Source organism: Paenibacillus sp. FSL K6-1096 (assembly GCF_037977055.1).
Classification (GTDB): Bacteria; Bacillota; Bacilli; order Paenibacillales; family Paenibacillaceae; genus Paenibacillus_AQ.
Genome location: NZ_CP150274.1, coordinates 1,803,259 through 1,824,579 on the forward strand (window position 1 = coordinate 1,803,259; position 21,321 = coordinate 1,824,579).

Annotated in this window: 17 protein-coding genes; 2 read left to right on the top strand and 15 right to left on the bottom strand. The window is 49.9% G+C overall.

Annotated elements, in window-relative coordinates; translation table 11 throughout:
* Window positions 1-79: 79 nt before the first annotated feature.
* The 12 genes from carB to MHI24_RS07995 all read right to left on the bottom strand — a co-directional run bounded on the left by carB (window position 80) and on the right by MHI24_RS07995 (window position 16,297).
* Window positions 80-3,301 (bottom strand): carbamoyl-phosphate synthase large subunit, encoded by a 3,222-nt coding sequence (carB, locus tag MHI24_RS07940; protein WP_340025101.1) that lies wholly within the window; start codon window positions 3,299-3,301, stop codon window positions 80-82.
* Between the two features lie 2 nt (window positions 3,302-3,303).
* Window positions 3,304-4,485, bottom strand: coding sequence for a glutamine-hydrolyzing carbamoyl-phosphate synthase small subunit (carA, locus tag MHI24_RS07945; RefSeq protein ID WP_340025102.1), 1,182 nt, complete (start codon window positions 4,483-4,485; stop codon window positions 3,304-3,306).
* Between the two features lie 74 nt (window positions 4,486-4,559).
* Window positions 4,560-5,843 (bottom strand): dihydroorotase, encoded by a 1,284-nt coding sequence (locus tag MHI24_RS07950; RefSeq protein WP_340026631.1) that lies wholly within the window; start codon window positions 5,841-5,843, stop codon window positions 4,560-4,562.
* A gap of 130 nt (window positions 5,844-5,973) precedes the next feature.
* Window positions 5,974-6,882, bottom strand: a complete 909-nt coding sequence (locus MHI24_RS07955; protein WP_340025103.1) for an aspartate carbamoyltransferase catalytic subunit — start codon at window positions 6,880-6,882, stop codon at window positions 5,974-5,976.
* Between the two features lie 2 nt (window positions 6,883-6,884).
* Entirely contained in the window at window positions 6,885-7,466 is a 582-nt protein-coding gene (gene pyrR, locus MHI24_RS07960) for a bifunctional pyr operon transcriptional regulator/uracil phosphoribosyltransferase PyrR (protein WP_340025104.1), read from the bottom strand.
* A gap of 292 nt (window positions 7,467-7,758) precedes the next feature.
* Window positions 7,759-10,218, bottom strand: a complete 2,460-nt coding sequence (locus MHI24_RS07965; RefSeq protein WP_340025105.1) for an FtsX-like permease family protein — start codon at window positions 10,216-10,218, stop codon at window positions 7,759-7,761.
* Window positions 10,215-10,889 carry an ABC transporter ATP-binding protein gene (locus tag MHI24_RS07970; protein ID WP_340025106.1) on the bottom strand — a complete coding sequence of 225 codons (675 nt, stop codon included), beginning with the start codon at window positions 10,887-10,889 and terminating at the stop codon, window positions 10,215-10,217. Before MHI24_RS07970 ends, MHI24_RS07965 begins: the two co-directional genes overlap by 4 nt.
* A gap of 65 nt (window positions 10,890-10,954) precedes the next feature.
* Window positions 10,955-12,700: an ABC transporter ATP-binding protein gene (locus tag MHI24_RS07975; RefSeq protein ID WP_340025107.1), complete on the bottom strand. Its 1,746-nt coding sequence runs from the start codon at window positions 12,698-12,700 to the stop codon at window positions 10,955-10,957.
* Window positions 12,690-13,694, bottom strand: a complete 1,005-nt coding sequence (locus MHI24_RS07980; protein WP_340025108.1) for a S8 family serine peptidase — start codon at window positions 13,692-13,694, stop codon at window positions 12,690-12,692. Before MHI24_RS07980 ends, MHI24_RS07975 begins: the two co-directional genes overlap by 11 nt.
* Window positions 13,695-13,797: 103 nt before the next feature.
* Window positions 13,798-13,956: a hypothetical protein gene (locus MHI24_RS07985; protein WP_340025109.1), complete on the bottom strand. Its 159-nt coding sequence runs from the start codon at window positions 13,954-13,956 to the stop codon at window positions 13,798-13,800.
* A 15-nt stretch (window positions 13,957-13,971) separates the two neighbouring features.
* The gene (locus tag MHI24_RS07990) at window positions 13,972-15,015 is read right to left on the bottom strand and encodes a radical SAM protein (protein ID WP_340025110.1); all 1,044 of its coding nucleotides are present in this window, start codon (window positions 15,013-15,015) and stop codon (window positions 13,972-13,974) included.
* 13 nt (window positions 15,016-15,028) lie between these two features.
* Window positions 15,029-16,297, bottom strand: a complete 1,269-nt coding sequence (locus tag MHI24_RS07995) for a radical SAM protein (protein ID WP_340025111.1) — start codon at window positions 16,295-16,297, stop codon at window positions 15,029-15,031.
* 156 nt (window positions 16,298-16,453) lie between these two features.
* Between MHI24_RS07995 and MHI24_RS08000 the strand changes: the two genes are divergently transcribed.
* Window positions 16,454-17,212 (top strand): LytTR family DNA-binding domain-containing protein, encoded by a 759-nt coding sequence (locus MHI24_RS08000; protein WP_340025112.1) that lies wholly within the window; start codon window positions 16,454-16,456, stop codon window positions 17,210-17,212.
* Between the two features lie 301 nt (window positions 17,213-17,513).
* Here MHI24_RS08000 and MHI24_RS08005 read toward each other — a convergent pair whose 3' ends face one another.
* From MHI24_RS08005 to lspA, 3 genes are all read right to left on the bottom strand, one after another.
* Window positions 17,514-18,767, bottom strand: a complete 1,254-nt coding sequence (locus MHI24_RS08005; RefSeq protein ID WP_340025113.1) for an LL-diaminopimelate aminotransferase — start codon at window positions 18,765-18,767, stop codon at window positions 17,514-17,516.
* 100 nt (window positions 18,768-18,867) lie between these two features.
* Window positions 18,868-19,842 (bottom strand): RluA family pseudouridine synthase, encoded by a 975-nt coding sequence (locus MHI24_RS08010; protein WP_340025114.1) that lies wholly within the window; start codon window positions 19,840-19,842, stop codon window positions 18,868-18,870.
* Window positions 19,835-20,338, bottom strand: a complete 504-nt coding sequence (gene lspA / locus MHI24_RS08015; RefSeq protein ID WP_340025115.1) for a signal peptidase II — start codon at window positions 20,336-20,338, stop codon at window positions 19,835-19,837. The genes MHI24_RS08010 and lspA overlap by 8 nt, the downstream gene beginning before the upstream one ends.
* 224 nt (window positions 20,339-20,562) lie before the next feature.
* On the opposite strand from lspA, the gene MHI24_RS08020 reads away from it, so the two are divergent.
* Complete coding sequence (locus tag MHI24_RS08020) at window positions 20,563-21,291, top strand: TraR/DksA C4-type zinc finger protein (protein ID WP_340025117.1); 729 nt, start codon at window positions 20,563-20,565, stop codon at window positions 21,289-21,291.
* The last annotated feature ends 30 nt before the right edge of the window (window positions 21,292-21,321 follow it).

Consider the following 21,321-nt stretch of genomic DNA (forward strand, 5'->3'; position numbering starts at 1 on the left):
CCCGGGCATAGGTGAACGGTCTGCGCTAACGCAAACCGTCCCTGTAGCAGCCGGTCAAGGCTGCCTTCACCCTATTATCTTATTGTCCGACAAAAGCGGGCATCGACTGTGACGAGAAGTTAATCGTCTGCAGCATTCTCAGCAGCGCCGTTACCGTATCGAGCGAGGTCATACATACGACGCCGTTCTCAACCGCTTCACGGCGGATGCGGAAGCCGTCACGCTCAGGGGTTTTACCCTTGGTCAGTGTATTGAAGACGAAGTTCGCCTGGCCGCCGCGGATCAGGTCCAGAATGGTCGGCTCACCCTCATCCAGCTTGTTGACGTTCATGACGTTCAGCCCGGCCTGCTCCAGCGCGGAGGCGGTGCCGCCGGTGGCAATGATTTTGTAACCCATCGCATGGAAGCCCTTCATCAGTTCAACCGCTTCAGCCTTGTCTTTGTCCGCTACCGTAACGATGATTGCTCCGGTGGCCGGAATCTTCATGCCTGCCCCGATCAGCCCTTTGTACAGCGCCTTGGCATACAGCTTGTCGCGGCCCATGACCTCACCGGTCGATTTCATCTCCGGCCCGAGGGTCGGCTCTACTCTGCGCAGCTTGGCAAAAGAGAACACCGGCACCTTCACCGATACATATTCGCTCTCCGGCCACAGCCCTTCGGTATAACCGTCTTCCTTCAGCTTGCCGCCCAGAATAACCTTGGTCGCCAGATTCGCCATCGGAATGCCGGTTACCTTGCTCAGGAACGGAACGGTACGCGAGGAGCGCGGATTCACTTCAATGACATACACTTCGTTCTGGTAGATGACGAACTGGATGTTAACCAGCCCAACCGTCTTCAGCTCTTTGGCAATCTTGATGGTGATCTCGGAAATCTTCTGCTTGAGTCCTTCATCCAGCGTCTGCGGCGGATAGACGGCGATGGAGTCGCCGGAGTGCACCCCTGCGCGTTCCACATGCTCCATAATCCCCGGAATGACCACGGTCTCGCCGTCACAGATGGCATCGACCTCGACTTCCTTGCCCAGCATGTAACGGTCGATCAGCACCGGATGCTCCGGATTCACCTTAACCGCCTCCACCATGTAGCTCAGCAGCTCGGTGTCATTGTAGACAATCTCCATAGCCCGGCCGCCCAGAACATAAGATGGACGAACCAGCACCGGATATCCGAGCGATTGGGCGGTAGCCACGGCTTCGTCAATGTTGACCACCGTCTTACCCTTCGGCTGTGCGATATCCAGACGGGCCAGCAGTGCTTCGAACTTCTTGCGGTTCTCGGCCTCGTCGATGCTCTCCAGGCTGGTACCAAGAATATTCACGCCCGCAGCAGCCAGCGGTGCCGCCAGGTTAATGGCCGTCTGTCCGCCGAACTGGACGATAACCCCGATAGGATTCTCTTGGGCAATCACGTTCATAACATCCTCAAAGAACAGCGGCTCAAAGTACAGCCGGTCCGAGGTATTGAAATCCGTCGATACGGTCTCCGGATTGTTATTGATAATAACCGCTTCGTAGCCGGCGTTCTGAATCGCCCATACCGCATGCACGGTGGAGTAGTCGAATTCAATCCCCTGGCCGATACGGATCGGGCCGGAGCCAAGCACAATCACCTTCTGCTTGTCGGAATGAATGACTTCATTCTCCGTCTCGTAAGTCGAATAGTAGTATGGCGTAGAAGCTTCGAATTCTGCGGCGCAGGTGTCGACCATTTTGAACACAGGTACCAGACCCTGCTGCAGACGCATTACGCGCACTTCCGATTCTTTGGTGAATGCTCCGCCCGGACGTCCTTCAGCACGAATCTCGGCAATCGCCCGGTCCGTGAAGCCCTTGCGCTTGGCCTGATACAGTGTATCCGCCGACAGGGTCTCTTCGGCCCGCAGCTGATCCTCGAATTGGACAAGTCCTTCGATCTTGGAGAGGAACCACCAGTCCACCTTGGTAATATCCTGAATCTCCTGCAATTCGTAGCCGCGGCGGAACGCTTCGGCAATCAGGAACAGTCGCTCATCATCGGCCTTAGCCAGTCTGGTACGCAGCACACTGTCCTCCAGCTGCTCTGCTCCCGGCAGGCGGAAACGGTGTACCCCGATCTCCAGGGAACGGATAGCCTTATGGATCGACTCTTCAAACGTGCGGCCAATCGCCATCACTTCCCCGGTCGCCTTCATCTGGGTTCCGAGCTTACGGTTCGCCGAGGTGAATTTGTCGAACGGCCAGCGCGGGATTTTGCTGACGATGTAATCGAGCGTAGGCTCGAAGCAGGCATAGGTCTGCCCGGTAACCGGGTTGACGATCTCATCCAGCGTGTAGCCGAGGGCGATTTTGGCAGCCATTTTGGCAATCGGGTAACCGGTCGCCTTGGAGGCCAGCGCCGAGGAACGGCTGACGCGCGGATTCACTTCAATCACATAGTACTGATAGCTGTGCGGGTCGAGAGCGAACTGTACGTTACAGCCGCCTTCGATGTTCAGCGCGCGGATAATCTTCAGGGAAGCGCTGCGCAGCATCTGATACTCACGGTCAGACAGTGTCTGGCTTGGCGCTACAACGATACTGTCGCCAGTATGTACGCCAACCGGATCAAAGTTCTCCATGTTACAGACGACGATGCAGTTGTCATTCGCGTCACGCATAACCTCGTATTCGACTTCCTTCATGCCGGCGATGCTCTTCTCCACCAGACATTGGCCGATCGGGCTGTAGCGGATACCTGCCTTGACGGTCTCAACCAGTTCCTCTTCGTTGTCGCAGATCCCGCCTCCGGTTCCGCCCAGCGTATAAGCCGGACGCACGATCAGCGGATAGCCGATGCCGGAAGCGAAGCCCAAGGCTTCTTCGACACTGGTAATAATCGCACTCTCCGGTACCGGCTGGTCCAGCTCACGCATCAGCTCGCGGAACAGATCGCGGTCCTCTGCCTTCTCGATGGAGTCCAGCTGGGTGCCCAGCAGCTTCACGTTCTCCTGCTTCAGGACTCCGGCACGGGCCAGCTCCACCGCCATGTTCAGCCCGGTCTGGCCGCCCAGTGTCGGCAGCAGCCCGTCAGGACGCTCCTGGCGGATGATGCCGGTGACGAATTCAAGCGTAATCGGTTCGATGTATACTTTGTCAGCCATATTCGTATCGGTCATAATTGTGGCCGGGTTGCTGTTGATCAGCACAACCTCCACGCCTTCTTCTTTCAGCGCCTGGCAGGCCTGAGTTCCGGCGTAGTCGAATTCAGCCGCTTGGCCGATGACAATCGGACCGGAGCCGATGACCAGGATTTTTTTGAGTTTCTCGTTCTTAGGCATTATTATAGAGCTCCTTTCACGGCTTCAAGCTGGGGGTGAGATGATTTCGGTGCCGTGATTCTGGCATTCGCCGCAAGCTGCGCCTGGCGTGAGCCGGCCGGAAGCGATGCCTTGTGCTCGGCGATCAGCTGCAGGAACCGGTCGAACAGATAGCTGCTGTCATGCGGGCCCGGCGCCGCTTCCGGGTGGTACTGCACCGAGAAAGCGGGATAGCGGGTATGCTTCAGACCTTCAACGGTCTTGTCGTTGTTATTGATATGGGTAACTTCCAGCTCGGTGCTGGCAATCGATTCTTCATTCACGGTATAGCCATGGTTCTGGGAGGTAATGAAGCAGCGTCCGCTCTCCAGTTCCTTCACCGGATGGTTCCCGCCGCGATGGCCGAACTTGAGCTTCTCGGTGTCTGCACCGCAGGCCAGCGCGAACAGCTGATGACCCAGGCAGATGCCGAAGATCGGGTATTCACCCAGCAGCTCGGAGATCGTCTGTACCGCATACGGCACATCCTTCGGGTCCCCAGGGCCGTTGGACAGCTGAATACCGTCCGGGTTCAGGCGGCGGATCTCATCGGCCGTCACATCGTGAGGGACAACAACGACATCACAGTCGCGGTTGTTCAGCTCGCGCAGAATCCCGGTCTTCGCGCCGTAATCGACCAACACGATCCGTTCTTTGGTGCCCGGGCTGCTGTAAGCCGCTGTTGTAGAGGTGCGTGCTACCTGATTGCGCAGCTCTTCAATCGTGGTATCGCCCATCATTTCCATTAATTCTTCCACACGTTTGTTAGAAGTGGTCAGGATGGCCTTCATTGTGCCGTAGTGGCGGATGATGCGGGTCAGCATCCGGGTATCAATCTCGCTGATGCCGGGAATGCCGTACTCCTTCAACAGGTCGTCCACACTGTATTCCGCTCTCCAGTTGCTCGGCACCGCCTCATGACGGCGCACCACGAAGCCGTGCACGAACGGGCGCACCGATTCGAAATCGTCGCGGGTAATCCCGTAATTCCCGATCAGCGGATACGTCATCGTGACGATCTGGCCGCAATAGGAAGGGTCCGACAGTACCTCCTGGTAGCCTGTAATTCCTGTGTTAAATACAACCTCGCCTGTCTTTTCACCCTCCGCGCCAAATGCGGTGCCGGTAAACAGCGTACCGTCCTGAAGCAGCAATCTCGCCTGCATGACCTTCCACTCCTTCTTGTTCTGTAGTCTGATTCTTATGTCACAGCCATGCAGCCTGCTGCATGTACTGCCTGTTAGGCTTCACTCCATACGGCCTTGCCGTCCACCCAGGTCTTCACCGGCCAGCCCTTAAGCTTCCATCCGGTAAAAGGTGTATTCCGTCCCTTGCTCGCAAACGTAGCAGGGTCAACTTCCTTCTCTTCATTCAGATCAATCAGCGTCAGATCCGCAGGCGCACCTTCAGTAAGCCGCCCGGTATCCAGCCTGAACACTCTCGCCGGATCAGCGGTCATCCGCTGCACCAGCAGGGACAGATCCCACTTCCCTGTAGCGACAAAAGCGGTATACAGCAGCGGGAACGCCGTCTCGAAGCCGACGATGCCAAACGGTGCCAGCTGCATTCCCTTCGCCTTCTCTTCCTCGCTGTGCGGGGCATGATCGGTGACGATGATATCCAGCGTGCCGTCCAGCAGCCCTTCGATGCAGGCTTCCACATCGCGGCGGGAGCGGAGCGGCGGGTTCATTTTCCAATTGGCGTCCAGTCCCGGAATGTCTTCCTCGGAGAGCAGCAGATGGTGCGGGCATACCTCAGCGGTGACCTTGATCCCGATTTGCTTCGCCTGACGGATCAGCCGTACCGATTGCTCGGTGCTCACATGGCATACATGGTAGTGGACACCCGTTGCTTCAGACAGCAGAATGTCACGGCCTACGTGAATGGCTTCCGATTCATTCGGAATTCCCTTCAGGCCATGTCTGTCGGCAAAAGTCCCCTCCGCCACCGGCGCTCCCTCCACCAGCGAGTTATCCTCACAGTGCGCAATCACCGGCATATCGAGTCCGGCTGCCAGCTTCATGGCATCCTTCATCATCTGGGCGCTCTGCACGCCTACACCGTCGTCGGTGAAGCCGATCGCTCCGGCCGCCTTCAGCGCCGCAAAATCGGTCAACTCCCGCCCCAGCTCATTCTTCGTAATCGCCGCATACGGCAGCACCTTCACAAGCCCGGCTTCACGCGCCTTATCCTTGACCAGCTGCACAATCTCCGCACTGTCGGTCACCGGCCGGGTGTTCGGCATACAGGCGATGGTGGTGAATCCGCCCTTGGCAGCCGAGCGTGCGCCCGTCTCAATCGTCTCCTTATGCTCGAAGCCCGGCTCGCGCAGATGCACATGCATGTCGATCAGTCCGGGAATCAGCAGCTTGCCTTCCGCTTCTACGACCTCCCCGGCTTCTGGAGCCGCCTCGGCGGCATCCACAATCTTCGAGATCACTCCGTCCTGCACTACGATATGTTTGCGCTCCAGCGCGCCTTCCTTGTTCAGTACACTGGCGTTTTTGATGATCACGGTTCGAATTCTCCTTTGTGTCTTCCGGCCGCAGCCGTAAGCTCTGAAGTTATTATATAATAAAAATTCACCTTTGTGTATATTTATTAATGGAATGATGTCAGGTTTTTTTGCTGTCCCTATCCGGCCTGTCTGGCTGCTATTGCAGCGCCCGTTCCATAACGGCCATCCGTACCGGCACACCGTTCGCCATCTGCGGGAAAATGCGGGACTGGCTGCTCTCCACCACTGCGTCGTCGATCTCCACATTGCGGTTCACCGGAGCCGGGTGCATGATGATCGATGCCGGGTTCAGCCGGGCTGCCCGTTCTTCCGTCAATCCGTAGTCCCTGCGGTATTCCTCTGCCGACAAAATAATCCCCGATGCATGGCGCTCCAGCTGCACTCTCAGCATCATAACCACATCCGCCTTGAGCGCTTCTTCCATAGATACATAGGGAGCGTAGGCCGCCAGCTCAGGAGCCTGCATGTTAGCCGGCGCACAGAACTGCACGCTCGCCCCCATCTTCGTTAACGCCCACAGGTTGGACCGCGCGACCCGGCTGTGCAGAATATCCCCGATAATCGATACCTTCAGGCCCTTCAGTTCGCCAAAATGCTGACGCATCGTATACAGATCCAGCAGCGCCTGGGTCGGATGCTCGTTGTTGCCGTCTCCGGCATTGATCAGCGGGATGCTTACCTTCTCGGCAAGCTGCTGCAGGACGCCGGGCGGCTTCAGCCGCACTACTCCGGCATCGATTCCCATGGACTCCAGGGTGCGAACGGTGTCGTAGATCGATTCACCTTTCTCTACACTGGAGGCCGCTGCGGTGAAGTTGAGCACCTGAACGCCCAGCCTTTTCTCGGCCATCTCGAAGGAGAAGCGGGTTCTTGTACTGTTCTCAAAAAACATGTTGGCAACAAAATGCGACCTCAGCACCGGCGTGAGCTTCTCGCTCTGCTGATCCCAGTATGCCGTCCGCTCCAGCAGCTGGTGAATCTCTGACCCGTCCAATTCCTTAATCCCCAGCAGACTGCATTCCTTCACTTTCGTTGCCGTCATCATTGTTATCGTTCCTCCCGGTTTGAAATAATGTACACTTCGTCCTTGCCGTCGTATTCGGCCAGCGACACTTCAATCTGCTCATGCCTGGAGGTAGGTACGTTCTTGCCGACATAATCCGGCCGGATCGGCAGCTCCCGGTGTCCACGGTCCGCGAGTACCGCGAGTTGGATCATCCGGGGGCGGCCGCAGTCCATCAGCGCATCCATCGCCGCGCGGATCGTCCGTCCGGTGTATAGCACATCGTCGAACAGGATGACTTTCTTATCCCGGATGCCGCTGCTGCCCGCAGGCAGGATCAGGTTGCTGTTCAGCACCGCCTTGTCCATGGCCTCCCGGTTGTCACCACCGCCTTCGCGGTCATCGCGGTAATGGGTGATGTCCAGCTCCCCGTAAGGGATGTCCACGCCTTCGATCTCCTTGATACGCTCTGCAATCCGCTGGGCCAGGTAGATGCCCCGGGTGCGGATGCCGACCAGCAGGCAATTCTCAATACCTTTGTTTTTCTCCAAAATCTCATGTGCAATGCGTGACAGTGCCCGGCGAATCGCCGTTTCGTCCATAATGACATTTTTTTCAGTAACCATCCTCGTGCCATCTCCCTGCTTGGTTGCCCTCAACCCTTCCCCGGATAAACCAAAAAACTCCTTGCCTGAAGCAGGCAAGGAGTGAAATCCGCAGATTCAAAAAGATGGCGTGTCCGCGCGCAGAACAAGGCGCTCCGTACGCATACGGATTCCTTCTGCTTGTTCGCGAACCTCGATTCACGTTACCTTGCCAGCCTCACGGGACTGAATTAAAGGTGCTATTTAGCTATAGGGAATTATGACAGAATGATTGCAGGATGTCAACATGGTTCAGGCTAAACGAAAAATGCTCCTAATGTACAACCTCTATACTCTCGACAATGTTCATTCTCTTCATACTACTTAACGGAATGATCGTGGCAACAAGGCAAGTCACCCCTGCCAGTGTTGTAGCCAGAAGTATAGGGATAATTGGAATATTGCTAAAATCCCATACATCCATCGTTGCCGATTGAATAAACACAGAGAGAAGATAACCCGCAATGGAACCCAAGAGAGAAGCAAAGCCGGCATAATAGGCCCCTTCCCACAAAAAGATTTTGTACAAACTGCTCTTATCCATTCCAATCGCCCGCTGAATACCAATTTCATTAATTCTTGTATTAATATTCGTATAGATAGTATTCATTATATTCAATATTCCAATAAAACTGATAAACAGGATCAGCCCCCACATGAGTATCTTGATTTGCTCAAAGGATTGCTGGAGCTGCTCATCGGCTTTTTGGTATGAGAGCCAGCGAGAACCCTGGTTTTTGTCTACGATCTGTTGAATCAACGACTCTACCTGTGAATGATCTGCGCTATCGTTCATAAAGATATTCATTTGATTCACCATGTGATGGCCTGTCAACTTATCATAAACCTTGTCATATACAATGATATCAACCCCGTTGACCCACCCTGTCCCTTGCAGTTGCAAAGCCCGGGGAGTGACTGCCTCCACTGTAAGCATGTTATTATTAACCGTTACCGTATCTTGCGGTTGCAGCTGAGTGGTCTGGGATTGGACTCCGGCGATTTCTATCGGATTTTTGACAATACACAGCGTGCCGTTCTGAAAATCCAGTTTCTTCTGATTATCCATGGATGGATATAATTGATTCAGAGTTTCCATATCTACTCCAATAATTTTTAGCATATCCCCGCTTAATCCAAAAGTGAGATCACTTTCAATCTCGCCCGGCAAATATTTGGAATATTTCATATAAGAGATGTTTTTCACCCCGGAATGGGCTTGCAGTTGGCCCATGGCACTCTCTGGTATTCCTACCGTTTCGCTCGTAATCGAATAATCCCCTTGTTTCAAATCACTGATTTGACCCGTAGTGTCCAGCACATCTCCAAAAGAATGCAGCGCTACAAAGATGGTAATACTCATAAACAATGACAGTATCGTGATTAAGGATCGGGACGGATTCCGCTTGAGATTGATAAGTGCAAAATAGCGGTTAAAGTTCTTGATCGGTTTGCTATTTCTTCTTTTTCGATGAACGGTTGTCTGGTTCCCGGCTATGGCTGTCTTGGGGGAAACTCTGGCTGCATACGATGCGGATGGGAAAGAAGCTGCGCATGTAAATATGAACGATATGACCGTTCCAAACAGGATAGCCGTGACATTCTGGTTCGGATAATCGGCGAGAAGTTGTTGAAGCTCATTCTGATCCTTGACAATCAGGGTGTCCGGTTGAATGATGGTCAATGCCATCTCCGTGATGGCCCCGGAAGTGAACAGTCCGATAACAAGTCCCACTGGAATTGCAATCGCGCTGTAGATCAATACTTGAAGGATAACAATCATGTATAATTGTCCCGGTTCTGCTCCGATGGCACGGAGATATCCGTAATTCTTCATTCTTTTAACAATTGAAATTTTGAGTACATTATAGATGACCAGACCGGAGGCAAGCAGCACCAGCAGACCGACCACATACGCGATGACAGTGATGGATGTGATATTGTCCGTCTGCTCAGATTCCCCGGTGTCAAACGATACACCCAGAGCATCCAAATAAAAGGCATTATACGAAACAGAGGAAGACTCAAGCTGCAAATCCCGGACGATCTGATCCACCGTTGATTGAAACGCATTTAACGATTTAACCTTGAATTCCGCCGAGGGCAGCAAATACTGCTCGGGTAAATAACGTTCTGCCGTACCTTCACCCACGAGAGCCAGCGACAACCCCGACACATAACCTGTATAATCATCCTCCAGCACCCCGCTCAAAATAAAGGAGGCCGTATAATCGAAGGAACCCTCTTCTACGTTGTTAGATGCAACATTTAGCTTCATTGTGATGGGCATTCCGATTCTCGGTTCCAGCTTCATTAATTTCAAGATATTATCGGTAAGGGCAATCTCATTGGGCCGCTGTGGCAACTCGCCTTCTTTCATCTGAGTAACCCGGGAATGATTTCGCAAACCGTCTGTATTATATTCAAGGACACTGGCACTTATCCCTGAATCTTGGATGGTGCTGTTCCCCAGAGATAGATACAATCCGAGATTGGATATTCTGCTCTCGGCCTGTAATTTGTGAACCTGATCTTGATTCAAATGGTTAAAGGTAACATGATAATCGCCATTGACGTAACGGGCTTGCTCTGTTCTTAATGTCTGAAGGGTGGTAATGGATTGGGCCACTACAGTTGTCATTACAGTGGACATCACAATAGCTATGATGATCAACACTGAGGTCAGCGGGCTGCTCCGCAGCTCCTTGGCAGCATAACCTAGATAATGTTTCATTGGCTCTCAACCTCCGATAGTACACCATCCGAGATGGTGAACCGCCGTTCAGAGAGCTGTGATAAGGCAAGATCATGGGTTATCATTATTAAGGTGGCCCCAAATTGTTTGGTTGCGCGGGTGAGCAGCTCAATAACTTCTTTACTGCTTTTACTGTCCAGGTTCCCCGTAGGCTCATCGGCAAATATAATTTGAGGTTTGGCAATCAGCGCTCTTGCTACCGCCACTCTCTGCTGCTGCCCCCCCGACAACTCATGGGGCAGGTGGGAGAGACGGCCGGAAATCTCCAGGAAATCGGCTAATTCTCGCAAATACTCTTGATCGGGCTGTTTCCGGTCCAATAACACCGGCATACCAATATTCTCTTCCGCCGTTAAAATGGGAATCAGGTGAAATTGCTGAAACACAAATCCGAATTTCTGGCGGCGAAATGCAGACAATTCCTTCTCCCCCAGAGCATACATATCTTCATTATTAAATAACACAGTCCCGCCAGTTGGCTTATCTATCCCGCTAAGCAGATGCAGAAGTGTGGATTTCCCACTCCCCGAAGGTCCAATGATCGATACGAACTGGCCATCCTCTATAGTAATAGATACATTGTTTAAAGCGATTACTTTGTTCGACTCCGTTCCATAGATTTTGGAAAGAGCTTCGGCCTGTAACGGCATGAATACACTCCCTTTCAAATAATCCCAATAAATCCAATATACCATCTAATTGCATTTAAAGGAAATTACATGGATTTGACAGTATCAACTTCAGCACTGCTAGTATACAGCCGATAATAGACACTCTGTTGCGCCATGAGCTGGCGGTGTGTTCCGCACTCCACAACTCGCCCGTCTTGGATAGCATAGATGATATCCGCTTGTTCGATGGTAGAGAGTCTATGAGCAATGATAATGACGGTCTTGCCTGTAAATAACATCTGGAAGGCGCTTTGAACAGTTTGTTCCGACAGGGTATCCAAAGATGACGTTGCTTCATCCAAGATGATAATCGGCGTATCTCTTAATATTGCGCGTGCAATGGAGATTTTTTGCTTTTGTCCGCCCGATAACATCACACCGTTCTGACCGACCTTGCTGTCGAACCGGGCAGGCAAAGACATAATAAAATCATAAATATCGGCAGCTTGGGCGGCAGCTATAATCTCGTCCATGGGCAGATCCGCAGCTAAGCGCAAGTTATTAAGAATCGTATCATTAAAGATAAAGGTATCCTGTGAGACGATACTTATGTTTTTGCGTAAATAGTGCAAATTATATTCCCTGATATCAATCCCATCCAATAATATATTCCCATGGTCAACATCCCATAACCTGTAAATCAGGTTCGTGACCGTCGTTTTGCCTGAGCCGCTGGTTCCCACAAGAGCAGACACAGTATTGGATGCAAAAGAGAGATTTATCTCCTTTAACGTCTCGCCTTGATCGTTGTAAGAGAAATTCACATTATGAAACTCGATGTCCCCCTTGAGTACCATTGGTTTGATTCCGCCATTGTCATGCTGAATGTCAATCGGTTCGTCCAATACAGCCATTATTTTTTCCATTGCTACAATCGTCTGCTGAATATTCATTTTGAAATGAGCAATTCTAAATATCGGATTTAAAAGTTGTTGTGCATATGTATTAAAGGCAACCAACACTCCCACCGTCATGGCGCCAATCATTACCTTGTATCCTCCATAACTTAGAATAGAGATTGTAATGAAACCGCTGATGATATTGGAACTTAGCATACTGGCAGAGAGGTGGAGTTGTAGCCTCACTCCTTCTTCGTAGAAACTTCTTGCCGATTGATAATAATTTCTAAAAAATAATTTTTTGGCATTTTGAAGAGTAAACGTTAACATGGATGACAAATATTCTTCAACTACAGATACATACCGGCCATGGTGATTACGCAGACGGGTCACTATCGAATGGATCTTCTGGTTATATCTTCTTTGCAAGATGAACATAAGCGGCTGCAACGCTACGGAGACCAGCAACAAATCGAACTGCATAATCGATAAGAAAATCAGCATAACAACCGCCGTGATGATATCGGAGATAAGTGTAAAGATCATGCGGGTGGAGAAGTCTTCGACAGTAGCCACATCGCTATTGATTGTTGTGAGTAAATCACCCGAGTTCGCATCCGAATAGTATCTGCCAGACATTTTATTCAAATGATTCACAAGCTTCAAACGCAGATCATAGACCACTTTTTTGCCGATTACTGCATAATAATAATCAGAGATTAATTTACTTCCATTTTGCAGGACAATAATCGCTAGAAAAGCAATGACCACTTGCAGCAATAAAGTATAGTCTTTATCGGGAATCACATCATCAATAATTCGAATGAGTATGTAGGGTGTCATGATCGACAGCAGTGAGTTTATCAACATAAACACGCTGGCTAGAACGTGCTGTTTTTTGTATTTGAATATAAGCGTAAACAGTGGTTTGAAATGAACATCAACTTTCATTGGCTTCAAGCCTGCTTTCGACAAATTCAGATAGCGACATGGATGATTGAAATACATTCAGACTCAGCAAATTGTAATTGACTGTAATCGAAAAATGTCTTTTTATCTCTTCCATAAGCGGATAATAATCATCTTGCTTCAACCACTCGAATAAAGTCTGGTGCGTCAACTTGTCAGTCTGATGGTCAAGGATAGAGAATGTTTGACGGATAATATGTATAATTTGTTGGTGCACCTCTTCATTCGTGGTAACAATCCCCTGCTTGTCGAGTTTAAAATCGGGGCGTTTGCCATTCTCAATATCTTCAGCGTTCCAGTGATTTAGACAGGCTTTAGCTTCGAGTGCAGTATTTAGTTGGTTAAAAGACCGGATGTCCTGCTCACGTGACAACAGGTTTGCAATGTAGCCGGAAAAATAGGCCGTTGCTTTACTGTTACCTCCAAACATTCTGAACGAACCCTTTAGCGTAGGAACCATGACAGGAGTAATATCGGCCACACATTGGATACGTTCATGCCGGTTATACCAGAAAGAATTGGCATCGTTGAAGCGGATACTTTCTACTCCAATGACAGAGGGTATCGCAGCGGGCATACTGTAACTGTGTCCATTGGCAAGTGATGACACGATAAATTTCCCTTCATGACTCAGCTTGTTGCAGATAGCTGTCAATGGTTCAGCGTACATACTGTTCATAGTAGCCAAGCTTAGATTGACTATTCGGGCATCCAGATCACAAATATACTCCAATGCCTCGATTAATCTTGACGAACTAGTCTCCGCGTTGTGGTCGAGAATTTTGACGATATCCAATTCGGCGCCAGGATACACGTTATTAATAATAGCCGCGCAATATGTGCCATGACCACTTGAGTCCTGAATATCGTTCAGCCCTCCCCTGCTTGAGAAATTTATACCTGAACGAATGTTGAAGTCAGCGTTTTCCATATCAATGCCACTGTCCACGATAACAATCCTCTGCTTCTGTCCCATACTGTATCCACCTTATAGTAGGAAAAAGCAAAGACATAGAGAGTCTACATCTTTGCCCATTCCTCAATTAAGTATTATTAATGCCTGTTATTCATATTTCTTCTTACCACCCACTCCAGCCTTTCGGGGAAATGGTAACGACGCAGCCGATTGGGTTAGATCCTTTGTTGCCTGACCAATCTGCGCAATCATCGGTACATCCTTGACCGTGAACGTCAAGTTCTTCGATCTTGTCAGTGACTTTTTTGATTTCTAAACTCATTTTTATCACCTCCTTTCAAGTGTAAATGGTATTGTTTTTCTTTAGAATCTGATATTTCGTGTTCTCCATTGCACAGACGACCGGAGATGGTGTCAGATCATTGCCGGTTAATACTTTATTGATGATTTTACAACGGGAGCAAGTACATCCGGTATACAGTGAGCACCCCTTGCAATCGGGATTGATTTCTTCCGCACTGCGGAGTATAGAGGCAAGTTTATCAGTATCTAGTGGGGTTGCGTCTTTCACATTGCCGATTCGAAATTCATTGTCACCGATGCCATAACTGCATGGATACAGATCGCCATTGGGCAAAATATGAAAGCTGTCGGTCCCTCCCGTACAGACACCCAATTTGAAGTAAGGAACATTCAATAGAATAATGTCCAGGTCCGGATGATTTTTTTGCGCTTCTCTAAGATAAATTTGTACTTGCCCGGCTTGTTCAAGAAGCAGTTTCATATGATCTTCATTCCAGCGGCTATCATAATAGTCTGGAATACAAGCCACTTTGCCAAAACCAAGCTTCACCAGATGGACAGCATTATCATACAGCTCGGCCACTGTTTCTGAATTAAACGTTAACCGGGCTCTGATATCGGTTCTTAAAGTCAACAATTGTAAAGCGTTGGAAGTGACCAGATCATAGGACCCTTTGCCATTATGCAGTTTTCTGTGGAGATCGTGTGTGTCTTTGCGGCCATCTAAACTGATTGATAACCCATAGTTAATATTCGTAGCCAGAAAACTCATTTTCTCCGCGTCCAATAATGTTCCATTGGTGGTCATTCCAAATAACAACACATCGTCTTGTCCAATAAAAGCTTCTTTGATTTGGTTTGTGGTATATTTCACAATCTCAAAATTCATTAATGGCTCTCCGCCATGAAATTGTACGATCAGCGTTGTATCCGCCATTTGCTTATATTGGCTCAAGATATAATCGATGGCGATATCCACCGTCTCCCGGCTCATCATCTCATATGATTTGTCCATGCCTTCGTAGCAATAATCACATCTCATGTTGCAAGCTGTCGTTACCCATATACTGGCTAACATAAGAACCACCCTTTTATGTATGACTTCCCCAAACCGCTTGCTGCAATTCTCGCTTCTGTTCACTGCAATCAAATTCGACAACATGATCGCCCTTCTTGAGTAGATCCAAGAAATGAACACAGTTCCAACAGAACAGATTGACATCGCAATCTGCACACTTATTGAAGTTCTCCGGTTGAATGTTTATCAAGGACTGGTACCCCCCGCAATCTTGATAACATTTCTGACTGTAAAAGGATTCGAAATCCTCTATATCATTTACATGACATAGGCGATATTCTTCCTTCTCAAGCAAGCCGCATGGATATACATTTCCTTTATAGTTGATATACAACGTTTTTTGGATTGCGCCGCAATGACAGGTCTTCAGATTATGAAGAATCTCACTGTTGTTCAACTGCTCTATGTTCGACTTGAAGTCGGAATCAAGGTTGACCTCCAATTGACTTTTATTGATACGTCCTCTACCAATCGGACTAAAGATTCTGGTTACCCCTTTGGTGCCCAACTGTTCATTCAGATGGTCGAATTCTTCGCGTAAATGTTGGGTATCACTGGTGATAACCATGGACAACGATATTTTATCCAGACCATTCTCTTGCAGCAGCCGGATACTGTCCACTACTTTTTGGAAGACACCTTCTCCTCTTATTTTGGAGCATGTCTCTTCATCAACACCATCAATGCTAATGTCAATCGAGTCGGCATATTTCGCCAATGCTATAACATTGACTTCATTAATAAGTGTGGCATTTGTCATTACGCCGATGATTCCCTGGTAATGCTCACGTCCATATTTAAGAATATCCAAGAAATCTTCCCGGACCAGCACTTCACCACCTGTAAAATTGATTTGGGCGGGGTGGAGGGCTATGATTTTATCCAGTATCCCCAGGATCTCTTCGGTCTGTAGAAACTCCTTGCCTGCGATAGAACTGGCCGCGACGCAGCAGTGGGAACAGTTCAAGTTGCAGCGGTGCGTAACCGCAAAATCAATAGCCCTCGCTGGAACCTTCTCCTCGTCGCTCTGCAATCGGATCACTCCGATGGCTCTGAGTTTCGTAAATAATTTCATGAAATAAGCTCTATCTTCGTCATCAGCCAATGCTTGAAGCAATTCAGCAAAAGTGGCCTGATGATCCACACCCATGTTCAGAATATCGAAACACTGCTTGCTGATCTTCATCCATTTCCCGTCGTCCCGGTTCCCGATAACGACTTGATTACCGTGTTTAAGCGTTCTCAAATTGCTCTTGAATTGATATTTCTCTTCAACTTGCATGAATACCAAACCTCCCTGCTGAACGTTGTAGCTGTCTGCCTCACACAAAAATCATAACATAAAATAAAGATTATGGTGTAAAATGGGTTTTAATTGCATAAAAAGGGGGTAAAGGTCGCGAATTACAGAAATTTTTAAATGACAGGAGGTTATACCTTGTTCAACGTAGCCGTATGTGACGCTGATGAGCTCTGCCACGCTCAAATTGAAAATTTCTTTCGTAGATTCGAACAAGAGACTAAATTCTACTTTCAAATCAAGTATTTTTTTTCTGGGGAAGAACTGATCGAATATGTGAAAAGCCATGCCGGTAATTCATTTCATATCTTGATTATGGATGTCGTGCTGCAAAAGATGAATGGCATTGAGACGGCAAAATGGATACGTAATAATCAAGACTATGATTTACAAATCATCTTTCTTACACACGATCAGCAATCTATGTTAGATTGTTTTGATGTACAACCCTTTCAGTTCATTATTAAACCTACTTCCTATGATTTGTTTTGTATGAAATTGTTAAAATTATGTGAATATATCGTCTCGTTATCCGGGCGATACCTAACGATCCGGACAGAGGGAGAATATCGCCTGATAAAAGTCACCGAAGTCCTATCCATAAAGAAAGTGAAAGATGCCGTTATCAGAAATCAACTCGAAATTTCAACCGCAGATTGCCAATATCAAAGCAAAGGCGTTCTTAACAAATTCAGATTCGAAAGGGAATCCCCGCTGCTTATGATTCACCGTTCCATTATTGTGAATATTGAACATATCCATAAAATCTCGTCCAACACGGTATCCATGTCCAATGGCGATCAATTCCCCATCGGGCGCTCGTATATGAAAGAGGTCAAAGATGTGTATAACTGTTATATGACGTCCCAATATAAAAAAAGAGTTTTTTTAGGTTAAAAACGAAAATGCAGCGATTCTCCTGTTGTTGGAGGATCGCTGCTCTGCGTTATTGATATAAATAGTGCTAGTATTGCTTATTTCTTACCGAATTCCCGAAAAAGGGTGGCGCGTACCGGCGGATCAATTACATATCCAGCAGTCCCTTGGTTCGTCAACGATTGTGGAAAAACGATGGGAACAACGGTCCATTCATTCGCATAACGTTTCCCCCTAGTACTCACGTTGACCCTACTTAAAAAACAAAAAGGACTATCCCAATTAGCCACTTCATGGCTTGTGGGACAGCCCCTTATTCATCTTAGAATTCAAATTCAACGTCGCTCAGGCGTCTTTGAATCTCGGAAATGACCCGCTTCTCTTCTTCTTCACCCTTGGCCACGAAGGTGACGGAGAAGCGCACGAATGCACCGGCATCATCCCAAGGCACGGTGGAGATCAGCTTCTCGCGGATCATGAACTGCGAGAAGTCTTCGCCCGATTCAAAGCGGCGTCCGCCCTTAACGCCCTTAGGAGCGGCGACATAGAGGAAGAATGAGCCCTTCGGCTTCTCGGCCTTGAAGCCCAGGCTGTTCAGGGCATCCACCAGCATGTTGTGGCGGCGGGAGTACTTGGCGGCAATCGCTTCGGTAATCTCCGGATGAGCCAGACCGTAAGCGGCAGCTTTCTGGATAGCGATGAACTGGCCGGAATCATTATTGTCCTTCACATCACTGAACGCCTTGACGATCAGCGGGTTACCGGCCACGAAGCCGATTCTCCAGCCGGTCATGTTGTAGGACTTGGACAGGGAGTGCAGCTCAACGCCGACATCCTTGGCCCCTGGTACGGACAGGAAGCTCAGCGGCTTCACGCCATCATAAGTGAGTGCTGCGTAAGGAGCGTCGTGAATGACGACAACATCATATTTCTTAGCCCAGGCCACGACTTCGCTGAAGAACTCAGGGGTTGCGCTTGCCCCGGTAGGGTTGTTCGGATAGTTGAGGTAGAGCAGCTTCGCCTTGCGGGCTACATCCTCTGGAATGGAGCTCAGGTCAGGCAGAAAGTTGTTCTCCTTCTTCAATTCTACGGAGTATACTTGTCCGCCCAGATATTTGGTGTGGGTGCCCAGTACCGGGTATCCCGGAATGGTCATAATCGTGATATCGCCCGGATTAATGAACACGGACGGCAGCATGGCCAGCGCCGGCTTGGAGCCGATGGAGTGCACAATTTCAGTTACAGGATCAATGCCCTCTACCTGGAATACTTCCTTCAGATACACGGCAGCGGCTTCCTTGAACTCAGGGATACCATTATCCGAATATCCGCGGTTCTCTTCCTTCGCCGCTTCAAGCGCAAGTCTGGCAACGATGCCTTCATCCGCCATTTCGTCCGGTTCGCCTACGCCCATATCGATCAATTCGATGTTAGGGAAGTCCTGCTTCGCCGAAGCTTTGGCGCGTTTGATCTTCTCGAATTTGTAGATGGAGGTGTCCTTGCCATATCGTTCGCCGCCGATGCGGTCTGCAAAATTCGTCTGAATGTAGGTATTCTGATATTGTTCAATACTCATATTCTTCTTCTCATCTCCTGGCCTATATTGTGAAACCATGCTCTAAATATGACGCAATTCCGGCCGCTGCACCATGGATTTATACTCTTTTGATTTGCACTTATCTGCTGCGGAGCGCAAACAGCACATCTTCCATATCTGCCGGAAGCGGTGCACTGAACTCCTTATATTCGCCTGTAGACGGATGCACAAATCCCAGTACCGCCGCATGCAGGGCTTGTCCGTTCATTGTCGTTCCTTTACTGCGCCCGTACACCGGGTCGCCGACCAGAGGATGGCCGATGAACTTCATATGAACACGGATCTGATGAGTCCTTCCAGTCTCTAATTGCAGCTCCAGCAGCGTACAATCCCCGAACCGTTCCAGCACGGTAAAATGGGTCACGGAATGCTTACTGTTCTTCTCCGTCACGGTGTAGAGCTTGCGGTCATGCGGATCACGCCCGATTGGCGCATCTACCGTTCCCTTGTCATGAGACAAATTACCATGCACAATTGCAATATAACGGCGGGTTACACTGTGCTCCTTCAGCTGAGCGGCCAGCGAGGCATGACTGGCGTCATTCTTGGCAGCCATAATCAGACCCGAGGTGTCCTTGTCAATCCGGTGGACGATGCCCGGGCGGATCTCGCCGTTGATGCCGGACAGGTCCTTGCAGTGATACATCAGCGCATTAACCAGCGTTCCCGACGGATGCCCCACTGCCGGATGCACCACCATACCGCGCGGCTTGTTGACCACAATCACGTCACTGTCCTCATAGGCCACCTCCAGCGGAATATTCTCCGGGGTCAAGTCTGTAGCCTCCGCTTCAGGGACGGTCACCTGCACCTTGTCGCCTTCAGCCAGCTTATAATTCGCTTTGACCGTTGCGCCGTTCACGGTAACATGCCCGCCGCTGATCCACAGCTGGACCTGGGAACGCGAGATTTCGTCCTCCCAGGACTCCGTGATATATTTGTCAATCCGCTCCTTGGCGTTCTCCGCGGCAACCGTCCATTCGGTGACGTCTCTGTCTTCTTCAGGTGCTGCGAAATCTGCCTGCCCTTTGACGTCCTGATTCAAATTATTCATTCCCTTCTTTGACTTCCGGTGATTCCTTCACCTCGATGACTTCCTGCTCGCCCTTCACTTCCAGCAGCGTATCCAGAATAATCAGGCCGACCCCGATCACTATGCAGGAATCCGCCACGTTGAAGATCGGGAACGTATAGCTGCCGAAATTGAACATCAGGAAATCGACAACCTCGCCATTAAGAATCCGGTCCAGGAAGTTGCCGACTGCTCCCCCGAGGACAAGCGCAAGCGCTGTCGGCAGCAGCCTGCGGGTCTTGCGGGTTTTGTTCAGATACCATACGATACCGGCCACCACGATCACCGTAATTACAATGAAGAACCACTGCTGTCCCTGCAGAATGCCAAAAGCGGCTCCACGATTGCGGTGGGAGGTAATAATGAAGAAATCCTTGATCACCGGAATCTGCTCTGCGAGCTCCAGGCGGGTGGCAATCAAATATTTGGTGCCCTGGTCAATCAAAAATACAATTAGCGCAATCAGAAAGTACACCACTGAGGTTGTCACTCCGTTCTTATTTTTCCCGCGGCAATGGCGGTACGAATACTGTATAAAGACTTGTATATTGTAGCACAGGCCTTAAGATACCGTCTATTGCATGAGTATGCAGAGGCCCAGTCTGTGCACTATTTTCCATCGCTAAAAAAGCACAGCACAGGCCAAGCTATCGGTAGAAGGAACGGCCCCGCCGATAAGCCACCGAAAGGAGCGTTACTGCAATGAGCCATCTGACACCACAGCAGCTCTCCGCGCTGCGTACCACCCTGCTGCAGCAGCGGGAGGAGATCAAGCACAGGCTGAGTAACAACGAACAATACGGGCTGCAGGAGGCCATGCGGGACAATACCGGAGAACTGTCCGAAATCGACAATCACCCCGGTGACGCCGCCACTGAGCTGTATCACCGTTCCATGGATATCTCCCTGCTGGAGCGGGAAGAGCATGAGCTGGACGACATTGAAGCCGCGCTGAAAGCGATGGATGAGGGGACTTACGGCATCTGCGCTGCCAGCGGAGAGCCGATTCCATATGAGCGCCTGTCCGCCCTTCCCGCAACCCGTTTCACCAAGGAGCAAGCCCCCCGCCAGAGCGCCCCGTTCACCCGGCCGGCCGAGGAGGAGCTGCTGTCACCGCCTTTTGGCCGCACCAGTCTGGATGAACGGGAGGAACAGAACCGGTTCGACGGCGAGGATGCCTGGCAGATTGTCGAGAGCTGGGGAAACTCGGATTCGCCGGCCATGGCAGAAGGGAATAACATCGACTCCTACAATGATATGGAGATTGAAGCGGACGAAACCGAAGGGTTCGTGGAGCCGTGGGAGAACTTCGTCGCCACCGACATTTCCGGCAATCATCTGATGATTATCAAAGGCAACAGCTACCGCCATTACATGGACGATGAGGAAGGTGACTACCTGCTGGACCCGACGAGAAACAAGCGGCGTTAGCGCTATTTTGCAGCAATCAGGCTGTGGACC